Origin of the sequence: Marinobacter sp. BW6 (genome assembly GCF_008107725.1) — a bacterium.
Classification (GTDB): Bacteria; Pseudomonadota; Gammaproteobacteria; order Pseudomonadales; family Oleiphilaceae; genus Marinobacter.
The window spans coordinates 1,263,748-1,283,822 of sequence record NZ_VIRN01000064.1; the positions used below are offsets into that span (position 1 = coordinate 1,263,748).

The following is a 20,075-nucleotide window of genomic DNA, read 5'->3' on the forward strand; positions in this document are numbered from 1 at the left end:
GGAATGGCGTACCTGACATGAGCAGTGAAGACCTCAATCAAGTAATGGAAATGGATGGTGAAGAGCGGTACGACTACTTCCTGAGCCAGGTGGCCGAGGAACGGGAAATCTGGATTCTGGTTAATGGTGAGAGCCAATTCCTCAAGATCGCCTCGGAAGACGGCGATGTGGAATACCTGCCCGTGTGGCCGGCTTCGGCGTTTGCCGCCGAGTACGCCAACGGCGGCGAGGAGCTGACGCCCCGCAGTATTTCACTGCCAGACTTCTTTCGGAAATGGGTTCCAGGCTTAACCAGGGATGGACTTGATGTGGGTGTGTTTCCCGGCCTCGATAAAACGGTATGGATCACCGAACCGGAAGAGCTCAAGCAGGATCTTCAGGACGTGATGTCCGATTTCTGAAGACGGCTTTTATCGTCTGGCCGGAGCTGAGGCGCTTCCGGCCAGTATTCCTCCGTCGATGTTCAGCTCAATGCCAGTTACGTAGTTTGATTCGTCTGAGGCGAGGTACAGGGCCGCATAGGCAACATCCTCGGGCTTTCCCATCCTTCCGACTGGAACGCCAGCTTCTACCTCGGCAATCGCAGCTTCTCTTGCTTCTCCCTCTCCAAGCATCGCTTCCCACATGGGGCTCATGATGGCGCCGGGATGTATGGAGTTACAGCGGATCGGATAGCCTTTTTCGGCGCAGTACAACGCCACTGACTTGGTGTGATTCCGGACGCCGGCCTTGCTGGACGCGTAGGCCGCCGCCCCGGGAATGCCCACAATGCCGGACCTCGAGGAGATGTTCACGATGCTGGCGGACTTGGAGCCCTTCATCAACTTGATCGCATACTTGCAGCCGAGAGCAACACCGTTCAGGTTTGTAGCGTGGACTTTGTGCCAGGAAGACAGGTCAAGGTTTTCCGGATCGTGGGGTCCGGCACTCTCCAGGAAACCGGTGATTCCGGCGTTGTTCACCAGAATGTCCAGCCCCCCGAACTGATCTTCAATGGAACGGGCGCAGCTTATCCATTGGGCCTCATCGCTGACGTCGAGGTGAAGATAGCGCATGTCCAGTTCCGAACCATCAACCAGTGCCTAGCCCCGTTGGTCATCGATATCCGATACGATGACCGTTGCTCCCTGCTCGGCGAACTGAATAGCGATTGCCTCACCAATACCGCGGGCCGCGCCGGTGATCAGAGCGGTCTTGCCATCAAGTCTTTTCATCCTGAACCCCAGCATTCCTGTTGCCAGCCAATGTTTGCTTTCCATTATGTGCATAAACGCCCGCGCTGGCGATACCGGCCTGGGTGCGCCGCTTGATTTCTCTTTCTCTGCCCCGATCTTTGCTATCAGAACACAACCTGAGGGTAATCAATCATGACTGACATCCGACACCTGGTTTGTCCCCACTGCCACAAGATCAATCGCGTGCCTGCGGATAAACTGTCATCCGGCGGTAATTGCGGTGCCTGCAAGCAGCCGTTGTGGCCGGATCAGGTTCTGGAACTTACGGATCAAAGCTTTGCTGCCCATACCAGACGCAGTGATCTGCCGGTGCTGGTGGACTTCTGGGCAAGCTGGTGTGGCCCCTGCAAGATGATGGCGCCTCAGTTTGAGCAGGCCGCGAAAGACTGGCGGGGCAAGGTCCGCTTTGCCAAGCTGAACACCGAGCAGGCCCAGGGTCCGGCCAGCCAGTTTGGCATTCGCAGCATCCCCACAATGATCCTGTTCCAGAATGGCCGGGAAGTGGCCCGCCAGAGCGGCGCCATGAATCAGGCGCAGATCACTCAGTGGCTGCAGTCGAAGGGTATTCGCTAGCCTGATAAGGCCATTTATTCGCTGGCCGGTCATTAAAACGCCACAATTGCTGAGGCCTTGCCATTGCAGGGCTGAAGGCACCTATCCGAGCTGTTCCCACAAAGTTATCCACAGTTTTTGTGGGTAAAGCTGACTTTGCAGCGACATCGACTTTCTCATGGCGTGTGGCCAGAATTCGAGCCAAACTGTCTGTAACTAGCAAGACAGAGTCGGGCAAGCGACGGCCTTACCCGATTGATCACTCCAAGAGGATCGAATGAGAGTAGTCCTGTTTACCATCATGGCATTCTGGCTCCTCCCAGCTTCTTCCCAAACGCTCAAGATTATGGGATCGGACGAGGGTTTTCTGCCGTTTTATTACGGCAATAATCTCAACGAGGGCATTTTGGTCGAGGTGATCAACGAATTCAACAAACAGACCAGAATCGAAGCCGATTTCCTCCCGATGGCGCGCAAACGCCAGGCCTGGGCTCTGGAGCGAGGACTAGCCAATGCGGTTTTCGCCAACCCGCTGTGGATGCCTCTGCCGGACCGAATGCACGCCGTAGGGCCGCTGTTGACCTGGCGTGACCGCGTGTTTGCGCAGCCTGGCCGGCAACCCGACTCTTTCGATGACCTCAAGGGAGGTATCTGTCTTCGCAGATGGTTTGTCTACAGTGATCGACTTGAGGCGCGGATTGGGAGCCATCTGGTGCGCCATGACGCCTACAATGCCGAGCAGATGCTGCTCATGTTTCTGCACAAACGGTGCGATTACATCGTCATGAACGAAACTGAGTTCCGGTTTCTTGCACAACTGGGGGACGTCGATCCGCAGCTTTACAGCACGGAACTGATAGACGCCGAGTGGCCGGTCTATCTTGGGATACTTGAAAACGAGACTGCTTTAATTGAAGCGGCGGAAGCTTTTTTCTCTACCTACACGATTGACTTGGAGGCCATGCTACCCGAATTGCCGCGGCCGGCTCGTTAAAGAGATTGGCGGTTGGTTTGTCCACCCGCCAGGCACGCAAGAGGAGTTCCAGGCGTCTTACCAGAATGTCCGCTTTGCGATCGAGCCGCATCCAGGGCACTACTAAACAAAAGCGAACGTTCGCACTGCGACCTTTAGTCATTGCCGTCCCCATTCATTTCCTCCCATTTCAACCAACCGAGACGCGGCTCGTCGAAAGGAAAAGGCGAGATCATTGGCGGACGATAGCTGTGCCAGTGACACGCCAATTCGACCCGTCGCCGACCACTCATAATATTCTCCCTCTTTGGTGCGAATCATGGTGGTCGCAAAGGAACTTGAGTTTCCTCCCTTTTCATTGACAATCAATTCTTCATCTCCGTCGCTGCTTTCGACTTGCGCTTCAAAATCAACAAACAACTCGTCGAGCGGGACTTGTGCCGCCAGCACCAAGCGGGTGCGAGATTCATAACACGCGTCAATGAGGGTCACGAATCGTCGTGCTTCGTTGAGGTGATTGGCGTCCAGTTGGGGGACGCGCTCCATGATGATGACCGGAAATCGGCGGCAGAGAGAAATATAATCGGCCGCCCCGAGCGGTTGGTAGCACAACTCGGAAAAGTCAAACCAGGCGCACCGGTCATTCAATCGGGTCACCTGGACGGTGCGACCAAAGAGGACGGGAATGATCTCGGCCTCAGTTCCGGATGCAGTGCTACCAAATATTTTTTCCAACTGCGCCTGCATGTTGTTTTTACTATTATTATCACTATGAACTTTCTTGTTTGACCAAAAATAGGATTGACCATCCGCTCGATTTTCAAGTCGATAATCCTTCTGGGAATCCTCCATGGAAATAATGTCGAATGTGTGTTTTAACATGTCTATGAATGGCAAAAAGAGGGAGCGGTTAATGCCTCCCTCATACAAGGCATCGGGAGAGCGATTCGAGGTAGCCACTACCACCACATTCAAATCCAATAATAATGAAAACAGTCGCTTCAAAATCATGGCATCGGCAACGTCTGTCACTTGAAATTCATCGAAACAGAGGAGTTGGGCTTCTTGTGCCAATTGTTGCGCGATGATGGGAATCGCATCACCTCGTGGGTACTCCTGTTTGTAGGCAAAGATGCGATGATGGACGTCTAGCATGAACTCATGAAAGTGGACGCGGCGTTTGGTTATGTTTATGTGTTTGTGGCTGTCATTAGTACAGCAAGAATTATCATCAGGAACAGAAACCGACGCGTAAAAGAGATCCATTAGAAAGCTCTTGCCGACCCCGACCGGTCCATGAATGTACATGCCTCGCGGTGGTGGACCAAAAGACCACAAATGGAACTTCTTTCGAAGAAAAGACTGAGCGTGTGCCAAGGATCGCGCCAGTAACCGTAACAGTGGACTGCTGTTTTTAAAGCTGCTCTCTGTCGGTTCGTCGCTGCGTACTGATACTGGTGGGAGCGAGGTAAGAGACTCGTGCAGGGCATCGAATTTTGCCGCCAGAGCGACCTGCGCGTCATCTCGTTGCACCTCCCCCGAATCCACCATGCGTTTATACGCTGCTGTCACGGGGCCTGGCGGGAAGGACCGCCAAGCGACGCGATGTTGTGCTGTCATATTCTTCATCACAGTCTTCATCATGGAACTGATGAGTTTATTAACATGGTGGTTTGGTACGCTAGATTTCTGTATGGGTATCAAATTAACCCTGACACACCTCCTCTATTCGGCAAGCCCCGGGTTCTGCCCTGTCGCTGCGAACATTCCTAAAAAAGAGGCTTAATACAGCGGGGGGGAGAGTATTGCTCCAGCCGCTTGAATGTTCGCTTCGCGACCTTACCGGATACTTGACTATCTCAAATTTCGGCCAGGTTTTGGCGACATGACCGATGGATATTGAATCTCTGGCCCGCCTAACCCACAATCAGCTCCACCGAAGTAAACAAACGCTCACTTTAATCCCGGTAGAGAGGTAGAACAGGTGACTGAGCTGGTAAGTTATGATTTGAAAGACGATGTTGCCACGATTGCCATCAGCAACGGCAAGGCCAATGCCCTGAGTCAGGAAGTATTCGAGGGGCTCAACGCGGCGCTGGATCGGGCAGAACAGGACAAGGCCGTTGTGATCCTGACTGGGCAGCCAGGCGTGTTCTCTGCCGGATACGACCTGAAAGAAATGCAGAAGGGGCCGAAAGAAGCAGCCGCGCTGGTAAAAACCGGCTCCAGCTTTACCCGGCGTCTGGCCGCATTCCCGTTGCCAATCATTGGTGCCTGTAGCGGCCATGCCATTGCCAAGGGCGCGTTCATTCTGCTGTCAGTGGATCACCGCATTGGTGTTGAGGGGCCCTTCAAGCTGGGCCTGAACGAAGTGGCAATCGGCATGACCATGCACCACGCCGGGATTGAGATTGCCCGCCATCGACTGGCACCGGCCCACTTTTACCGTTCGGTCGTGAACGCTGAGATCTACAACCCGGAAGGAGCCGTAGAGGCGGGCTTCCTGGACGAGGTGGTTGCCCAGGACAAACTGGTTGAGCGGGCCACCGAGCTGGCGCAGCATTTCAAAACCCTGAACATGCGCGCCCACCGCGAAACCAAGGTGAAGGCCAAAGCGGACTATCTGGCGCTGCTGGATCGTTGCATCGAGCAGGACGCCGAACACCTTGGCCTGAACGGCTAGTTCACGTTTTTGAACTGAACTGCGGTGCTTCGCGGAAACGGAACAGCTTTGCCAGGATCACGTCCGGGAACGACTGGATCCGGGTGTTGTAGATCATCGCGCTCTCGGTGTAGCTGTTTCGCAAGAGCGAAAGGTAATTTTCCGTCTCTGCCATGATCGACATGAACTTCTGAATTACCTCATTGTTCTTCAGGTCCGGATATCCCTCGATCCGGGCCTGGAGCGCATTGGTTACCTTCTGTTCAAACTGGATAAGCTTGTCTGCCTGGCCCTTCGAACTCATCTCGACAGGGTCCGCGCTGCGTAGCTGGGCAATGGCTTTCAGCAGCTGTTTTTCGTGGGCCAGAGACGCCTTCACGACCTTCTCCAGGTTGGGCCAGAGCTCATGGCGTTGTTGGAGAATGGTGTCGATATTGGCGGCTGCCCGGTCCACGCGGTTTTTCAGGAACACAATGTCGTTGTAGTGCAGTATGCCTGTGTAGACGAGCAGGACGATCGGTACCGTCAGGGCAGACAGAATCAGGTTGTCCGGGCTGAAGCCCCCATCTGCGGCAAACAGGGCCGTAGTGGAGAACAGGAACAGGCCAAGTGTCAGGGCGATGCCCGCAAAACCCCGCGCCCCCCGATCCAGCACAATGTCCTCTTCTTGGTTCCCACTGATCAGGAAGGGTGAGGCATCATCCTTCTGGATCGTGAGTCGGTCCGGCTGATCGCGATCCAGGCCGGCAAAGCCCAGGCAGTAAACGTTCACGAAGGTGTCGAGGAAGCGGACGGTGTAACGCCTGTCGCCCCGGCGTTCCGAATGGTACTGCGGGTATTCGATCTTCGCACCGTCTGGCTGGACGAGAACCTTTCCCTCGCTGTCTTCCAGCCAGAAAGGCGCTCGTTCTTCCCGATGCTCGATGACTCGCCACTTCTCGTTTTTGCCGGAGCCACGCTTTTCTTCCACCTTGTAGTCGAAGGCCACGCATTTCTCATTCTTCAATGGGTCCCGAAGGGGCGGGTGGTCATCATCGACATCCACCATCGCCTTGAGCTCCGAGACGCCAAAACTGAGTCCCCGGGTGCTGCTGGTAGGTACCGCTTCGATCAGGCGCTTGAACTTGACGGTTCGGATCGAAAGCCACAAAAGCAGCAGGGCGGCTATAATGCTGGCAGCTGCAAGCCCTCGGCTGGTCCAGGCGTGCTGGTATCGTCCCTCGGGCTGGCTGGCCACGATGGAACGGGCAATGCCGGCGGTCTGCTCATCAAGTTCGGGAACTGGCAGGCGATTCTGGACCACGCTCCGGAACATCCAGCGATCCAGCCAGCCACTGGTGCTCTGACGGATCAGTTGCTGTAAAGCCGCCACGTCGGCCAATACCAGCGAGCGTGCGCTTGCCTCATCAATCTTTTGATAACGGGCCTCATACAAGGTGGCGATGGCAGACCATTCCTGCCGGAGTTTATTGATGCCGAGCACCGAGAGCGTGCCGGACACCGCAATCGTCATTACCAGAACATAGACCCAGAACCGGTGAATTCTGATCAAAGGAAGCGAAAGCGCGATACCGAGAGCCAGAAGGCCAGTTGCGATGGAAATGCGGATGGCTGCTTCGAAGAACCGGTCGCCACTGTCCGCGGCCAGGGTGTTCCGGGAAACCATGGCCGGAAGGCTGAAGTCCTCGAGGCCATAAAAGTTAACTGCCCCGACTTCGCTGCTGTACTGACCGATTACGCGCGCCGTGTGTCCGGGAATGAGCGCCCACTCCGAGTAGATCCTGCGGCCGGACTGATTGCGATAGGTTCGCTCCAGATTCCATTCGACCGTTTCCAGGTCGCTGCCAGGAGCCACAATGACCGAGCCGGTCTGGTCCCTGAGCTGGAAGTCGCCGCCGCGGGCGCCGGAATCCAGGGTGCGGGTACGCAGATCGCCGTCCGAGTCGCGATATTCCTCCTCCAGTTTGTAGCGATAGTAGACCGCCTCGGTTTTGGAATAGGGGGTTTCGAGAGTTCCCAGCTGATCCGTGACCTCGCCTGCTATCACATAGGGGCCTGTGGTCAAAGCGCCGACGGGCGTTTCAGGTAGTCGTTCCAGTTGCCGTGCCTCGGTGAGCTGGCTGAGCCCGGACGTCATTGCATAGTAGCTGCCGGCCAGGCAGGCGACTGCGATAATGGCGGTGATAATCCGGCCGGGAATACTGGCGATATTGAAGCGCCCCATGGCGGGAGAGTCCTTGTTCTGCTGGCTTTCAGGGGCACGAGTATAAAGTATCGGGCTTTCTCGTTCCCCCTGGCTCCACTCGAATTGGGATGGAATGCATGTTGGCAAGGGTGGATGGTTCCTATAACGTTAAAGGCTTTCCTTTCAGAACTCAGGAGCGCGTTGTGTCCCAGTCCGAGCAGTTTGCCAGCGACAACTACAGCGGTGTATGCCCGCAGGCCTGGAAAGCCATGGAAGCGGCCAACCGGATGGATGAACCAGCCTACGGCGAGGACAGCTGGACTCAAAAGGCGGCGGATGGTCTGAGGACGCTGTTCGATACCGACTGTGACGTTTACTTTGTGTTCAATGGCACCGCCGCCAACTCTCTGGCCCTGGCTTCGATCGGTCAGTCGTTTCACAGCGTGATCTGCCATGAGCTGGCCCATATTGAAACCGATGAATGCGGCGGCCCGGAGTACGCCTCCAACGGCGCCAAGCTGCTCTTGGGGCAGGGTGAAAACGGCAAGCTGACACCGGAGAGCATCGAGCACCTGGTAACCAAACGGACCGATATTCACTACCCCAAGCCCAAGGCGCTCAGCCTTACCCAGGCCACAGAGGTTGGCACGGTCTATACACCCGAGGAGCTGCGGGTTATCCGGTCGGTCGCCGATCGCCACAAGCTCAATATTCATATGGATGGTGCCCGCTTCGCCAATGCGGTGGCTGCGCTGGATGTGCATCCGTCGGAGATTACCTGGAAGGCCGGTGTCGATGTTTTATGCTTTTCCGGTACCAAGAACGGTCTGGCGCTCGGCGAGGCGGTGGTGTTCTTCAACCGGTCTCTGGCGGAGGACTTCGAGTGGCGTTGTAAGCAGGCTGGTCAGCTGGCCTCCAAGATGCGCTATATTTCTGCACCCTGGTGCGGGCTTCTCGAAGGCGATGTGTGGTTGCAGAACGCTCGTCACGCCAATGCCTGCGCCCAGCGCCTTGCCGCGGGGCTGGAAGGCCTTCCAGGTATCCAGCTACGCTACCCGAGACAGGTCAACGGTGTTTTCGTGGAGATGCCGGAGCCGTTGCAGGCAGCACTGCGGGCCAAAGGCTGGCGCTTTTATAATTTTATCGGTGGCAGTGCCCGTCTGATGTGTTCCTGGGCAACGACCAATGAACAGGTAGACCGCTTCCTGTCGGATGTTCGTGCCCTGGTTAGTTAAGATCTATCGATTCCGGGGCGAAGTCGTGGTATATCAGCAGCCCCAAAATCCCAATTATTTTACGGAAACAGAAGACATGCCCAGAGCCAGTGAAATCAAAAAGAACTCCGCCGTTGAATACGATGGTCGGGTGTATTTTGTAAAGGACATCGAGCGTTCAGTGCCCCAGGGCCGGGCCGGCGGCAGTCTTTACCGCATGCGCATGTACGATGTGGTGACCAACCAGAAGCTGGACGAGACCTTCAAGGATTCGGACATGCTTAACCTGGCCGATCTCACTCGCCGTGAAGCCACCTTTTCTTACGCCGATGGCGATGAATACGTGTTCATGGATACCGAGGATTTCACCCAGTACAGCCTGAACCGCGAGGCCATTGCCGACGAGTTGCTGTTCATTTCCGAAGATACTCAGGGCGTCATGGTCATCCTGTTGAAGGATTCGCCGGTTTCTCTGGCTCTTCCGCCCACGGTTGAACTGGTAATCGAGGAGACGGACCCGTCTGTGAAGGGCGGCTCTGCGACGGCCAGAACCAAGCCCGCCCGTTTTGCAACGGGTTTGGTCGTTCAGGTTCCCGAGCACATCTCCACCGGAGATCGCATTCGCATTAACGTGGAGGAGCGCAAGTTCCTGGGCCGCGCCTGAGCTGAAGTTGTTCCGAAGTAAGGACACCCTGTGAAGCCAATAGAAACAATAAAGGTGTTGGTCGCCAGCGTGATTGCTGTTGTGGTCATGGTGGGGATTGCCCGGTTTTCCTACACACCCATGATCCCGGAAATGGTCGCGGCATTGGGGTTGAGCAAATCGGTTGTCGGCATGCTGGCAACCGTTAACTACGCCGGCTACCTGACTGGCGCGGTCCTCATTACCCGCATCAGCGATCTCGGTCTCAAGGTCAGGCTTTACCAGCTCGGGCTGGTGGTTGCGGTGGTTTCAACGGTTCTCATGGGGTACACCACCAACGTGTGGCTGTGGTTCATCCTGCGTTTCATCTCCGGGCTGAGCACCTCCGCGGGCATGTTGCTTGGCGCTGGTCTGCTGATGAGCTGGCTGATCAAGAACAACCAGAAATCCGAGCTAGGCGTGTTCTTTTCCGGTATAGGCCTCGGGATTGTCCTGACTGCCGTTACAGCGGAACTGATCAAAGATCCGTTTACCTGGGATCAGCAATGGGTAATCTACGGGCTGGTGGCCCTGGCGCTCTTGGTTCCGGCCTGGCGCTGGATGCCGGACTATCGGGCCTGTGCTTTGCCGAAAACAGGTGCGGCCAAGGCCGGTGATGAGCGAAGCCGGTTCATACGGATCCTGCAGCTGGCGTATTTCTGCGCCGGCGTGGGCTATGTGGTCACGGCCACCTTTCTGGTCGCGATCGCGGAATCCATACCCGAACTTCAGGGGCAGGGATGGCTGGTCTGGCTGATTGCAGGCCTTGCTGCCACCCCCGCCTGCTGGTTATGGGATGTGTTCTCTCGCCGCTGGGGGCAGTGGCTGGCGCTCTATCTGGCTTATACCCTGAACTCCGTCAGCATCCTGATGCTGATTGTGAATACCAGTCTGGCCAGTGTGATGCTCAGTTCGGTGATATACGGTGCCAGCTTTATCGGTATTGTCAGCATGATGCTGGCGATGGTGGGACGGGTTTTCCCCGAGAACCCCTCACGGCCTATGAGTCGGCTTACCTTCAGCTATGGCATTGCACAGATGGTCGCGCCCGCCGTGGTTGGTTATCTTGCCGATGTGGAGGGTAATTACACCAACGGCCTCTGGCTGACTCTCGTGGTGATGGTGTTAGGTGTTGTTATGCTTCATCTCGCACGGCAGGCAAAGGGAAGAGAGGCAGAGCCTACTCTCTCCCAATAAGCTTCGGTGATTGAACCGCTGCAGCGTTTTATTTGCCGTGAGTGCTACTGGCCGCCGGCACGGTAAAAGGCCCGACTCTTTTCGTACACCGGCGACATATCAACCATGGCGAAGCCCAGCACCGGTTTGTGGATCGAGAAAGAGAAGTCCGTTCCTGCTTGAAGGCTGTCCCAGTATTCTCGAATATTACTGTCCCGTTGATCGATAGCAGGGTAGCTTGAATTCTGGAAGTAAGCGGCCTCGACCATCTCGTAGGCAATGGGCACAGGCTCCGGGGAGGCGATGAGAGTATAGCGTTGTATTCCGGGGTAAGTTGCTGCTATCGCCACGATGCAGAGCATGGCGGCAACTCCGAGTCGCTCAGGGCCGGGAGCGCCTCTGCCAAGCCGAATCCCCAATGCTCCTGCCAGTAAGCCCATTGAGACAAATGGCCATATGGGCAAATCTCCAAGAATCAGGTAGTTGGTGAGCACGAGGTAGTCAGTCAGTGCATAGAGGCCCATGCCGCTCAGCAATACCAACTCAATCAACATACCCCGGTGCTTGAGCAGGTTGAAGTGTTTGGCGAGCGGCCCGGTACGATCAACGGGTGTCGAGGCAACACGCGCTTCACCTGCGGCTTCCGATAGGGCTCTCACTAGAGGCGCTTCGCTGATTATGGCTTCTACTCGCGCCTTGGGTTTCCCGAAGGCTCCGGCAAGCCCCAGTCGATGATCCGGAGCGCCGACCCTCAAAAAGTTGTAGGGTTGAAGCAGGTAGGTTTTACTGTCAGTAATGAGGCTGAGCCGCGATTGCTGAATAGCCTGAGCCATATTCCGGAAACCGGTAACCGGGGTCAGCTCGATCTTCCGTATGGTGTGCAGCGGGATTCGATGCTCGCCAGTGGTCAGTCCCATCAACCCAAGCCCGGTCAGTTTGGGAATTTTGATGCTGACGGTCTCACTGTCCAGGCTCACTTTCACTTTACGATTGGCTGCTGCAACCAGAGCGCCGATCAGCGCAACGATAACCAGTATCTGTAAGTCGAAATGGACGTTGCCATAGTCATCTTTGTAGATCTGCGCGAGGTCCATTTCGCTGAGGTTTGGCAGTTCCAGCAGGAAGAGGCTGCCCAGCATGAAGGTCAGTAATGCGCCTAGTCCGCCCAGTAGCTGGCCGGTTTTCAAAATACTGGCGGAATATCGGAAATGTTGCTTAGCCATGCCTTGATCATCCCTGAATCAGTAAGTCAGGGGCCATCTTAATACATCATTTCAGGTAAACCAGTGTTTCAGGTTCGTTCTTTGCGCGGTTCCACAGAGGGAGAGTAGAGGTATGAAAGTTTCAGTCATTGGCATGGGCAATGTCGGGTCAACGCTGGCTTTCGTGCTGACGTTGAAAAACATAATCAACGAACTGGTTCTGGTTGGTCGCAGTAAAGAATCCGTGTTGGGTGATGTGCTTGATTTGCGGCACGGTCAATTGTTTGTGAATACGCCTGCACAGGTTACTGCGGGGACTCTTTCGGATACTGCCGGCTCGGATGTGATTGCCGTCTGCGCATCAGTTCCTACACCGAAAAACATGAGCAGTCGTCTGGAACTGGCTCAGGGCAATGTCGAACTGATGAAGGAGCTGATGCCAGAGCTGGCGAGAATGTCGCCGGACTGCAAGATCGTGATGGTGTCGAATCCTGTGGATGTTCTGGTGCATTATGCTCTGGAGTTTGGCGGTTTTCGTCCAAATCAGGTTATTGGAACCGGCACATTGGTGGACTCGAGCAGGTTTCGCCAATTGCTGGCAGAAGAGCTTCGCATCCACAGTGAGGATATTCGCGCTTACATTCTGGGCGAGCATGGCGATAGCCAGTTTCCGGCCATGAGTTGCGCTGACGTTGGCGGAGAAACACTCGACGCTACGCCGGGGCGATATGCCTTGTTTGAAAGGGCGTCCCGCGCGGGTTTTGAGGTTCTAAAGCATAAGGGTTGCACCAACTATGCGGTTGCCCTGGCAGCGGCAGAGATCATCGAATGCATTGCAACGGATGCGAAGCACACGCTACCGGTCAGCCTTCGTGTCGACGGCTTTCTCGGCGTGGACGATGTCTGCCTGAGCCTGCCTGCTGTTATTGGCAGGAATGGCATTGAGCGGGTCCTGCATCCGCGGCTTGACGAAAAAGAACAGGCGGCGTTTTTGCACAGCGCGAGCGTGGTCAGAGACGTCATTGCTTCATCGGCACCGGAAAAAGAGGATCATTAATGGCTGACAAGCCTTCAAAGCCCGTCTCAGCATCTGCAATTGAGAAGCACGTTTACAAGGTGTTTCCGAACGACATGAATTCTCATAACACAGTGTTCGGCGGCATGATCATGGCGAAATGCGACCGGCTGGCGCTGGTTGTGGCAGAGCGGCATTCTGCCCATGTATGCGTCACGGCTGCCGTAGATTCGATTCATTTCAGGGCACCGGCCAAGGGCAACGATACATTGCTGTTCAGCCTGTCGCTGAACCGGAGCTGGGGTTCGTCCATGGAGATCGGTGCGAAGGTGGAGGCGGAGAACAGTTACACCGGTGACACTCGCCATATTTTGTCGGCGTTTTTCACGTTTGTTGCTCTGGACGACAATGACAAGCCGGTGGATGTGCCGGAGGTCATTCCGGAGACGGGCGAGCAGAAGCGCAGATATAAAAATGCCCAGATTCGCCGCGAGGGACGCCTCGCAACCAGAAAGCAGCTTTCTTCCTCTTCTGGGCAGTCATCCGATTAATTAGCGGTTAGAGCGCTTCCGATTCTGTGTTCGAATCCGTCTGGGCTGCCGTATCTCTCAAGCCACCAAAGCGCTTGTAAAACTTCTCGCCCGGCCCTGGAAGTGGGCCAGAGGCGTTCTCGAGGTTCTCGTCCAGCCATTGCTCCGCCCGCACGTAGATTTGTCGATACAGGTTTCGACACAGTTGTTTGGCGCTTCGGCCTTCCCAGTCACCGGGTAACAGTTCGTCAGGCAGCAGTGGGTCCCTCAGAAGAATCTTACGGTATTCGTGGATCAGGAGGATCCGGAGAATCAGGCACTCCTCGGGGCCGAGGGTGTCCTCGGTCTGAAGTTCCCGCCACAAGGGGCGGAACTGGCTCAGGAAACGCCTGTACCGGCCGCCCAGTTCCTCAAGGTTCCAGCTTTCGCGAACCTGCAGCCTCAGGGCCTTTGGGCTCTTCTGCTCCATGGGCATGGTCTGCATAACAATGGTGTCTTCCAGTGCTCCCCATTCCTGAAGCATGGGGATTAGCTCGCTGCGGGTAAATCGGGGATGCTCCATCAAGCCCGGCGCCATGCTGCCAAAACTCAGCCACTTCAGTTCCTCTCGAACTTTTTGCCGGAGCTCCGGAGACAACTGGTTCAGATACACCAGGCACCAGCTTCCGCTCCATTCCTCAGTGTCGAGGTTGTAGACGTGCTGGAAAGCCTGTTCGAACCGGCGTAGACCCGGGCCAGTGAGGCTGTAATAACTGCAACGGCCCACTTTCTCGGTCTGCAGCCAGGATTCCTGAACCAGGCGATACACCGAGGTGCGGACCAGCCGCTGACTGATGCCCATGGGCTCGACCAGCTTCATCAGGCTGCCCAGCCAGACATTGCCGCCGCGAGGGACGATGGCATCGCCGTAGATGGTGATGATGAGCGAACCCGCGCGCAGGGGTCGCTTCTTCTGGAAATTCTTGACGAGCAATTCTAGCTGGCTTTTTGCAGTCATGGCCTGAGTTCGCAAATAAGAATCAATGAAACATGTTGCACGTATTATGCGGTTCTTACGTGTCAGGTAAAGGTTTGTCTTTCTGTAAGGCGTGCTGGCGCGTTGCGCCGGTGTCGGCTTTACTGAAAGAGCTGTGGCCGCACTCCCTGAAATCAGTTGACACGAGAGTTATGATACAATAACTTCGTTTGATATTCGTCAATGGTATCGAATTTTACCGGGAGCGAAGAATAGGGACTGTCGTAGTCACGGACGATGACACAAAAACATACTCAAGCCCCTGCACAATTCGGGAGAACAAAAACAATGTTTAAAACAGTGATTCGTCGCGCAGGAAAATGCGCAGCCGTTGCAGCCGCCGGTCTCATGATGATGAGCGCCCAGGCAGCTGAACCCATCAAGATCGGGTCGTTCCTGTCTGTGACAGGCCCGGCGTCTTTCCTTGGCGATCCTGAGCTGAAAACGCTCGAGATGTACGTCGAAAAAATCAATGAAGAAGGCGGTGTCCTTGGTCGTCAGCTGGAGCTGATTCACTATGACGACGTTGGCAACGCTTCCTCTGCCCGTAACTTCGCCAGCCGTCTGATCCGCTCGGACCAGGTCGATATCATTGTTGGCGGTAGCACTACCGGCGCCACCATGGCGGCGGTCCCGCTGATTGAACAGGCTCAAGTGCCATTCATTTCCCTGGCTGGTGCGGTTGTTATTACCGACCCGGTCAAGAAGTGGGTGTTCAAGACACCCCAGACTGACCGCATGGCGGCAGAGCGTATTCTGACCGACATGAAAGATCGAGGCATTACCAAGTTCGGTCTGATTTCAGGCACAGGTGGTTTTGGAAGCTCTGGTCGCACCCAGACTCTGGAAGTGGCTGAGCAGATGGGCATGGAAGTTGTAGCTGATGTGACCTACAGCGGATCTGATACAGACATGACCGCTCAGTTGACCAATATCCGTAACACAAGTGGCGTGGAAGCGGTGCTGAACTTCGGTTTTGGTCAGGGTCCGGCCATCGTAACCCGTAACTATGCCCAGCTGGGAATGGAACTGCCGTTCTATCAGTCCCACGGTGTTGCATCTGACAGCTTCCTGGAGCTGGCCGGATCTTCAGCCGATGGTCTCCGTCTGCCCGCGTCTCCGCTGCTGGTGCCGGATTCTCTGCCGGATAGCGATCCCCAGAAGGAAGTGGTTCAGAACTACAAGGCTGAATACGAAGCCCGTTGGGATTCCAAGGTGTCCACTTTCGGTGCCTATGCCTACGACGGCCTGATGCTGGCAGTTCGCGCCATGGAAGAAGCTGGCTCCACTGATCCAGAGGCTGTTCGTAACGCGCTGGAAAGCATTCAGGGCTATGTCGGTGTAACTGGTGTATTCAATATGTCACCGGAGGACCACAACGGCCTTGACCCAGAATCCTTCCGCATTCTGGAAGTCCAGAACGGCGAATGGAAACTGATTAACTGATCCTCCTTTAACCTGTCTCGCGGCTGGCGTTGACCCCTTCCCGGGGGCAATCGCCAGCCGATGTTCGACCGGAACCACCGCTATGCTCGCAGAATTCTTACAGTACCTGTTCACCGGGATTACTATCGGTGCGACCTACGCCCTGATAGCCCTCGGTTTTACCCTGATCTATAACGCCAGTCACGTCATCAACTTTGCCCAGGGCGAGTTCCTGATGATTGGAGGCATGGCTACGGTTTCCCTTACGTCTATGGGTGTGCCCATGATCCTCGCGGTCGTGTTGGCTGTGATCCTGGCCGGCATCCTCGGCATTGCCTTGCAACGGTTCGCGATCGCACCGGCCAAACAGGCAGATGTCGTTACCCTGATTATTATCACCATCGGCGCGTCGATCTTTATTCGTGGTATTGCTCAGGTTGTCTGGGGCAAGGAATACCACGTGATGCAGAATTTCAGTACCGACCAGCCCATTGAGGTATTTGGTGCGGTGTTGAACAGTCAGAGTCTCTGGGTTCTCGGTATAGGTGCGATCCTGGTTGTGGGCCTGGTGCTGTTCTTTACCAAGACTCTCATTGGTAAAGCGATTCTGGCTACGTCCATGAACAAGGAAGCGGCGCGCCTTGTCGGTATCCGGACCCAGATGGTTCTTATGCTGGCGTTTATGGTTTCAGCACTGCTGGGCTCCGTAGCGGGTATTGTGGTCGCCCCGATCACGTTCACTTCCTACGATATCGGTATCATTCTCGGGCTCAAGGGCTTCGTGGCGGCTGCGATCGGCGGCCTTGGCAGCGGTGTCGGTGCAGTTGTTGGTGGACTGTCGCTGGGCATTGTTGAGGCCATGGCGGCCGGCTACATCTCATCCGACTACAAGGATGCCGTGGCATTTTCCATGATTCTGCTGGTGCTTTTCTTTATGCCCCGTGGATTGTTCGGTGCCAAGGTAGTGGAGCGCGTCTGATGTTGAACACTTTTATGCAGTCGCGTCTCCGGGGGCTGGTAGTCCTGGCCCTGATTCTCATCATTCTTCCCGCTTTTCTGGGCAACCCGTTCCATTATGAACTGGTAACCCAGATGGCGATCATTGCCGCCACGGTGGTTGGCCTTAATCTCCTGGTTGGCTTTGCTGGCCAGATCAGTCTTGGTCACGCTGGCTTCTTCGGTCTTGGCGCCTACTTTACCGGCATCGCGACCGGCACCTATGGTTGGTCGTCTGTGCCTGCGCTGGTGGTGGGGGCAATCGTTGTGGGCTTTATCGCCTGGATTGTCGGTCGGCCGATTCTGCGCCTGAAGGGGCACTACCTTTCCATGGCGACCCTGGCTGTGGGCTTCATTATTGCGATCATTCTGAACAACGAGCGGGCACTCACGGGTGGGCCAGACGGCATGCCGGTGCCGGCATTCGAGGTGTTTGGCTGGCAGTTGAGCGCTTTTGGAAGCTATTCGTTATTTGGTATCGAGATTGAAGGCTTCCAGGCCTGGTATATCTTTGCCAGCGCTGTGCTTCTGGTGGCGGTCTGGTTTGCTCTGAACCTCATTGAGTCGCCGATTGGCCGGGCGCTGCGTTCGGTTCATGGTTCGGAAGTGGCCGCCAGTGTTGTGGGTGTTAATACGGCCAAATACAAAAGCCTGGTGTTCGTGATTTCTGCGATCTACGCCAGCCTGATGGGCAGCCTGTACGCCCATTTCCAGGGTTTTATCACGCCCGCGGTAGCAAGTTTCGAATTCTCCATTCTCTTCATCACCATGGTTGTACTGGGGGGTATGGGCTCTACCTTCGGTGTGATTCTCGGTGCCGTGGTGCTAAAGCTTTTGCCCCAGGTTCTGGCGGATTTCCAGGAATTGGAGCACGTCATGTTCGGCTTGATACTGATGCTCACCATGATTTTTATGCCCAAGGGGCTGTTGCCCACACTGACTGCTTTTGTATCCAAAAGAATGCGTAAAAAAGCGGGAGGTGAGGCATGACAGCACTGGTTGAAGTCAAGGGCCTGGATAAGGCCTTCGGTGGTGTGCATGCGGTGGAGGGTGTCAGCTTCTCCGTTGAGGCAGGGCAGGTCTATTCCGTTATCGGTCCCAACGGTGCCGGCAAGACGACGCTGTTCAATCTGATCACCGGTCTCTACACGCCGACCAAAGGCGAGATCCTGCTGAACGGTGAGAGCACCGCCAAGCTGGAGCCCAATGAGCTGGCGGAACGAGGCATGTGCCGCACGTTCCAGCAGATGCAGATCTGCATGAACATGACCGCCATCGAAAACGTGATGCTGGGTCGTCACCTGCAGCTCAAGAGCAGCTTGTTTACCACCCTGTTCCGGTTGCCGTCCCTGCGTCGCAACGAAGCCGCCGCTCGCAAGCGTGCCGCGGAGCTGATGGAATACGTGGGTTGTGGTGAATACCTCGACACGGAAGCCTCGGCGATGTCCTATGGCGCCCTCAAACGCCTGGAGATTGCCCGGGCGCTGGCCGCTGAACCCAAGGTGATTCTTCTGGACGAGCCGGCAGCCGGATTGAATGCGGTTGAAACCGCTGCCCTGGAGGATCTGATCCGGAAAATCGCGGATCAGGGCACCACGGTAATGCTGGTTGAGCACGACATGAAACTGGTGATGGGGATATCCGACCGGTTGCTGGTGCTTAACTACGGCCGTGTTCTGGCTGAAGGAACCCCTGAGGAAATCCGCCAGAACCCGGATGTTATCGCCGCCTATCTGGGTGGCTGAGCAAGGAGACATTTCACATGAGCGAGCAAAACACTGAAATGGCGCCTGCCCAGTCACGCAGTGAGCAGGCCGTACGGATTATTGTTCATGAACACCAGGCGCTGTGGCGGATTCTGGATCTGCTGGATCAGCTTCTGAGTGATATGAACCTCAACGACCAGCGGCCGGATGAGCGGCTGCTGACGACAATTTTTAATTACATTCAGCACTTTTCCCAGCGGGTTCATAGCACGCCCACTGATATCGAGCTCTACAAGCGGCTCAGTGAGAAGTCTCCTGAGACAGCGCCTCTGCTGGAGAAGCTGGCCAAGGGCTACGTTATTGGCCATGAAAAGCTGGTGGAGTTGCGTCGGTTGCTGGCTGAGTGCGAAGAAGGCTGGCCGGAAGGTCGCGAGGAATTCAGTCACGCCCTGGCGCGTTTCACGGAAGCCCTGCGCAAGCACATCCGCAAGGAAGAGGGCGTGGTGATTCCGCGGGCCCGTAAACTACTGACCGAGGAAGACTGGCAGCAGATCATTGAAGCGCGGGACGTGGAGAATGATCCGCTGTTTGGTGAGCGGGTCCGGGAAGAATTCCGTGAACTGCGGCACCAGATTGTCAGCTACACCCCGGAGAAATTCGGTGGCCTTGGCCTGAAGCACGCGGACCGGGTGACTGCACCCCATGCCAAACAGGAAATGCTGTCCATCAAGGGTCTGGTGACCTCCTACGGCCAGATTGAAGTTCTGCATGATGTGGATATCCACATCAACAGCGGCGAGATTGTGTCGCTTGTCGGCGCCAACGGCGCAGGCAAATCGACCCTGCTGATGACTATCTCCGGTCTGCAGCCGACAGACCGGGGTGCGATAACCTTCGAAGGCAAGGATCTTTCGAAGATCGGTGCCGATCAGCGGGTGGCTAATGGCATTGTCCAGGTGCCTGAAGGCAGGCAGGTGTTCAAGGACCTGAGTGTTCACGACAACCTGCTGTTGGGTGCCTACACCCGGGGGAAAACGCCCGAGGTGATGGATGATCTGGAGCGGATGTACACCAAGTTTCCGATTCTGCGCCAGAAGCGCCACAACCTCGCGGGTGAGCTCTCCGGTGGCCAGCAGCAGATGCTGGCAATGGGGCGTGCCCTGATGGCCAAGCCGAGGCTGCTGCTTCTGGACGAGCCCAGCATGGGGCTGGCGCCATTGATCATCGAAGAGATCTTCAACATTGTTAAAGAACTCAAGGAAGAGGGCATCACCATTTTCCTGGTGGAGCAGAATGCGTCCCAGGCGCTGGCGCTGGCGGATCGCGGCTATGTGCTGGAAACCGGCAAGGTGGTGATTGAAGGGACGGGCCGTGAGCTCCTCAGCAATGAGAAGGTTCGAGAGGCTTATCTGGGTATGTAAAGCTGCCCGGGATTTTCCTTGCACCAATAAAAGGGGGACAGGTCTTGCGACCTGTCCCCCTTTTATTTGCCTGACGCTTTCTCCCT

Annotated in this window: 18 protein-coding genes and 2 pseudogenes; 15 read left to right on the forward strand and 5 right to left on the reverse strand. The window is 55.8% G+C overall.

Translation table 11 applies throughout. From position 1 onward, the window contains the following. The first annotated feature begins 17 nt into the window (after positions 1–17). Positions 18–401 carry a DUF2750 domain-containing protein gene (locus FMN52_RS14470; RefSeq protein ID WP_148609281.1) on the forward strand — a complete coding sequence of 128 codons (384 nt, stop codon included), beginning with the start codon at positions 18–20 and terminating at the stop codon, positions 399–401. A gap of 9 nt (positions 402–410) precedes the next feature. On the opposite strand, the pseudogene FMN52_RS14475 reads toward FMN52_RS14470, so the two are convergent. Beyond that, positions 411–1,268, reverse strand: a pseudogene (locus tag FMN52_RS14475) (SDR family oxidoreductase). A 99-nt stretch (positions 1,269–1,367) separates the two neighbouring features. On the opposite strand from FMN52_RS14475, the gene trxC reads away from it, so the two are divergent. Further along, complete coding sequence (gene trxC, locus FMN52_RS14480) at positions 1,368–1,808, forward strand: thioredoxin TrxC (RefSeq protein ID WP_148609282.1); 441 nt, start codon at positions 1,368–1,370, stop codon at positions 1,806–1,808. A 256-nt stretch (positions 1,809–2,064) separates the two neighbouring features. Next, positions 2,065–2,781 carry a transporter substrate-binding domain-containing protein gene (locus tag FMN52_RS14485; RefSeq protein ID WP_148609283.1) on the forward strand — a complete coding sequence of 239 codons (717 nt, stop codon included), beginning with the start codon at positions 2,065–2,067 and terminating at the stop codon, positions 2,779–2,781. 138 nt (positions 2,782–2,919) lie between these two features. On the opposite strand, the gene zapE is transcribed toward FMN52_RS14485, so the two are convergent. Further along, positions 2,920–4,389: a cell division protein ZapE gene (gene zapE, locus FMN52_RS14490; protein ID WP_240339490.1), complete on the reverse strand. Its 1,470-nt coding sequence runs from the start codon at positions 4,387–4,389 to the stop codon at positions 2,920–2,922. Between the two features lie 355 nt (positions 4,390–4,744). On the opposite strand from zapE, the gene FMN52_RS14495 reads away from it, so the two are divergent. Further along, positions 4,745–5,443: a crotonase/enoyl-CoA hydratase family protein gene (locus FMN52_RS14495; protein WP_148609285.1), complete on the forward strand. Its 699-nt coding sequence runs from the start codon at positions 4,745–4,747 to the stop codon at positions 5,441–5,443. Between the two features lies 1 nt (position 5,444). Here FMN52_RS14495 and FMN52_RS14500 read toward each other — a convergent pair whose 3' ends face one another. Continuing rightward, positions 5,445–7,646: a LemA family protein gene (locus FMN52_RS14500; RefSeq protein ID WP_148609286.1), complete on the reverse strand. Its 2,202-nt coding sequence runs from the start codon at positions 7,644–7,646 to the stop codon at positions 5,445–5,447. 164 nt (positions 7,647–7,810) lie between these two features. Here FMN52_RS14500 and FMN52_RS14505 point away from each other — a divergent pair, with 164 nt between their 5' ends. The 3 genes from FMN52_RS14505 to FMN52_RS14515 all read left to right on the forward strand — a co-directional run bounded on the left by FMN52_RS14505 (position 7,811) and on the right by FMN52_RS14515 (position 10,700). Then, the gene (locus tag FMN52_RS14505; protein WP_148609287.1) at positions 7,811–8,842 is read left to right on the forward strand and encodes a low specificity L-threonine aldolase; all 1,032 of its coding nucleotides are present in this window, start codon (positions 7,811–7,813) and stop codon (positions 8,840–8,842) included. A 76-nt stretch (positions 8,843–8,918) separates the two neighbouring features. Further along, positions 8,919–9,485: an elongation factor P-like protein YeiP gene (gene yeiP / locus FMN52_RS14510; RefSeq protein ID WP_062781535.1), complete on the forward strand. Its 567-nt coding sequence runs from the start codon at positions 8,919–8,921 to the stop codon at positions 9,483–9,485. A 30-nt stretch (positions 9,486–9,515) separates the two neighbouring features. Next, the gene (locus FMN52_RS14515) at positions 9,516–10,700 is read left to right on the forward strand and encodes a YbfB/YjiJ family MFS transporter (protein WP_148609288.1); all 1,185 of its coding nucleotides are present in this window, start codon (positions 9,516–9,518) and stop codon (positions 10,698–10,700) included. Positions 10,701–10,744: 44 nt separating this feature from the next. Here the strand turns inward: FMN52_RS14515 and FMN52_RS14520 are convergent, their stop codons facing one another. Then, positions 10,745–11,902: a hypothetical protein gene (locus tag FMN52_RS14520; protein ID WP_148609289.1), complete on the reverse strand. Its 1,158-nt coding sequence runs from the start codon at positions 11,900–11,902 to the stop codon at positions 10,745–10,747. Between the two features lie 112 nt (positions 11,903–12,014). On the opposite strand from FMN52_RS14520, the gene FMN52_RS14525 reads away from it, so the two are divergent. Together FMN52_RS14525 and FMN52_RS14530 are read left to right on the forward strand one after the other, a co-directional pair. Further along, a complete protein-coding gene (locus FMN52_RS14525) occupies positions 12,015–12,938 on the forward strand; it encodes a lactate dehydrogenase (protein ID WP_148609290.1) in 924 nt (307 codons plus the stop codon). Continuing rightward, entirely contained in the window at positions 12,938–13,447 is a 510-nt protein-coding gene (locus FMN52_RS14530) for an acyl-CoA thioesterase (RefSeq protein WP_148609291.1), read from the forward strand. The genes FMN52_RS14525 and FMN52_RS14530 overlap by 1 nt, the downstream gene beginning before the upstream one ends. A 7-nt stretch (positions 13,448–13,454) precedes the next feature. On the opposite strand, the gene paaX is transcribed toward FMN52_RS14530, so the two are convergent. Then, a complete protein-coding gene (gene paaX, locus FMN52_RS14535; protein WP_148609292.1) occupies positions 13,455–14,423 on the reverse strand; it encodes a phenylacetic acid degradation operon negative regulatory protein PaaX in 969 nt (322 codons plus the stop codon). Positions 14,424–14,729: 306 nt separating this feature from the next. Here paaX and FMN52_RS14540 point away from each other — a divergent pair, with 306 nt between their 5' ends. The 6 genes and pseudogenes from FMN52_RS14540 (at position 14,730) to FMN52_RS20010 (ending at position 19,989) form a co-directional block, all read left to right on the forward strand. Next, positions 14,730–15,887 (forward strand): ABC transporter substrate-binding protein, encoded by a 1,158-nt coding sequence (locus tag FMN52_RS14540; protein WP_148609293.1) that lies wholly within the window; start codon positions 14,730–14,732, stop codon positions 15,885–15,887. A gap of 82 nt (positions 15,888–15,969) precedes the next feature. After that, complete coding sequence (locus FMN52_RS14545) at positions 15,970–16,845, forward strand: branched-chain amino acid ABC transporter permease (RefSeq protein ID WP_148609294.1); 876 nt, start codon at positions 15,970–15,972, stop codon at positions 16,843–16,845. After that, entirely contained in the window at positions 16,845–17,852 is a 1,008-nt protein-coding gene (locus FMN52_RS14550; protein WP_148609295.1) for a branched-chain amino acid ABC transporter permease, read from the forward strand. The genes FMN52_RS14545 and FMN52_RS14550 overlap by 1 nt, the downstream gene beginning before the upstream one ends. Continuing rightward, positions 17,849–18,607 (forward strand): ABC transporter ATP-binding protein, encoded by a 759-nt coding sequence (locus tag FMN52_RS14555; protein WP_148609296.1) that lies wholly within the window; start codon positions 17,849–17,851, stop codon positions 18,605–18,607. The genes FMN52_RS14550 and FMN52_RS14555 overlap by 4 nt, the downstream gene beginning before the upstream one ends. A gap of 38 nt (positions 18,608–18,645) precedes the next feature. Further along, positions 18,646–19,074: pseudogene (locus FMN52_RS20005) on the forward strand (hemerythrin domain-containing protein); the annotation flags it as partial. A gap of 210 nt (positions 19,075–19,284) precedes the next feature. Beyond that, positions 19,285–19,989 (forward strand): ABC transporter ATP-binding protein, encoded by a 705-nt coding sequence (locus FMN52_RS20010; RefSeq protein WP_240339515.1) that lies wholly within the window; start codon positions 19,285–19,287, stop codon positions 19,987–19,989. Positions 19,990–20,075: the final 86 nt, after the last annotated feature.

Excerpts from the sequence above, each read along its gene's own strand:
- FMN52_RS14470 (WP_148609281.1), top strand. The coding sequence starts at position 18 with ATGAGCAGTGAAGACCTCAATCAAGTAATGGAAATGGATGGTGAAGAG.
- trxC (WP_148609282.1), top strand. The coding sequence starts at position 1,368 with ATGACTGACATCCGACACCTGGTTTGTCCCCACTGCCACAAGATCAAT.
- FMN52_RS14485 (WP_148609283.1), top strand. The coding sequence starts at position 2,065 with ATGAGAGTAGTCCTGTTTACCATCATGGCATTCTGGCTCCTCCCAGCT.
- zapE (WP_240339490.1), bottom strand. The coding sequence starts at position 4,389 with ATGAAGAATATGACAGCACAACATCGCGTCGCTTGGCGGTCCTTCCCG.
- FMN52_RS14500 (WP_148609286.1), bottom strand. The coding sequence starts at position 7,646 with ATGGGGCGCTTCAATATCGCCAGTATTCCCGGCCGGATTATCACCGCC.
- yeiP (WP_062781535.1), top strand. The coding sequence starts at position 8,919 with ATGCCCAGAGCCAGTGAAATCAAAAAGAACTCCGCCGTTGAATACGAT.
- FMN52_RS14520 (WP_148609289.1), bottom strand. The coding sequence starts at position 11,902 with ATGGCTAAGCAACATTTCCGATATTCCGCCAGTATTTTGAAAACCGGC.
- FMN52_RS14525 (WP_148609290.1), top strand. The coding sequence starts at position 12,015 with ATGAAAGTTTCAGTCATTGGCATGGGCAATGTCGGGTCAACGCTGGCT.
- FMN52_RS14530 (WP_148609291.1), top strand. The coding sequence starts at position 12,938 with ATGGCTGACAAGCCTTCAAAGCCCGTCTCAGCATCTGCAATTGAGAAG.
- paaX (WP_148609292.1), bottom strand. The coding sequence starts at position 14,423 with ATGACTGCAAAAAGCCAGCTAGAATTGCTCGTCAAGAATTTCCAGAAG.
- FMN52_RS14540 (WP_148609293.1), top strand. The coding sequence starts at position 14,730 with ATGTTTAAAACAGTGATTCGTCGCGCAGGAAAATGCGCAGCCGTTGCA.
- FMN52_RS14545 (WP_148609294.1), top strand. The coding sequence starts at position 15,970 with ATGCTCGCAGAATTCTTACAGTACCTGTTCACCGGGATTACTATCGGT.
- FMN52_RS14550 (WP_148609295.1), top strand. The coding sequence starts at position 16,845 with ATGTTGAACACTTTTATGCAGTCGCGTCTCCGGGGGCTGGTAGTCCTG.
- FMN52_RS14555 (WP_148609296.1), top strand. The coding sequence starts at position 17,849 with ATGACAGCACTGGTTGAAGTCAAGGGCCTGGATAAGGCCTTCGGTGGT.
- FMN52_RS20010 (WP_240339515.1), top strand. The coding sequence starts at position 19,285 with ATGCTGTCCATCAAGGGTCTGGTGACCTCCTACGGCCAGATTGAAGTT.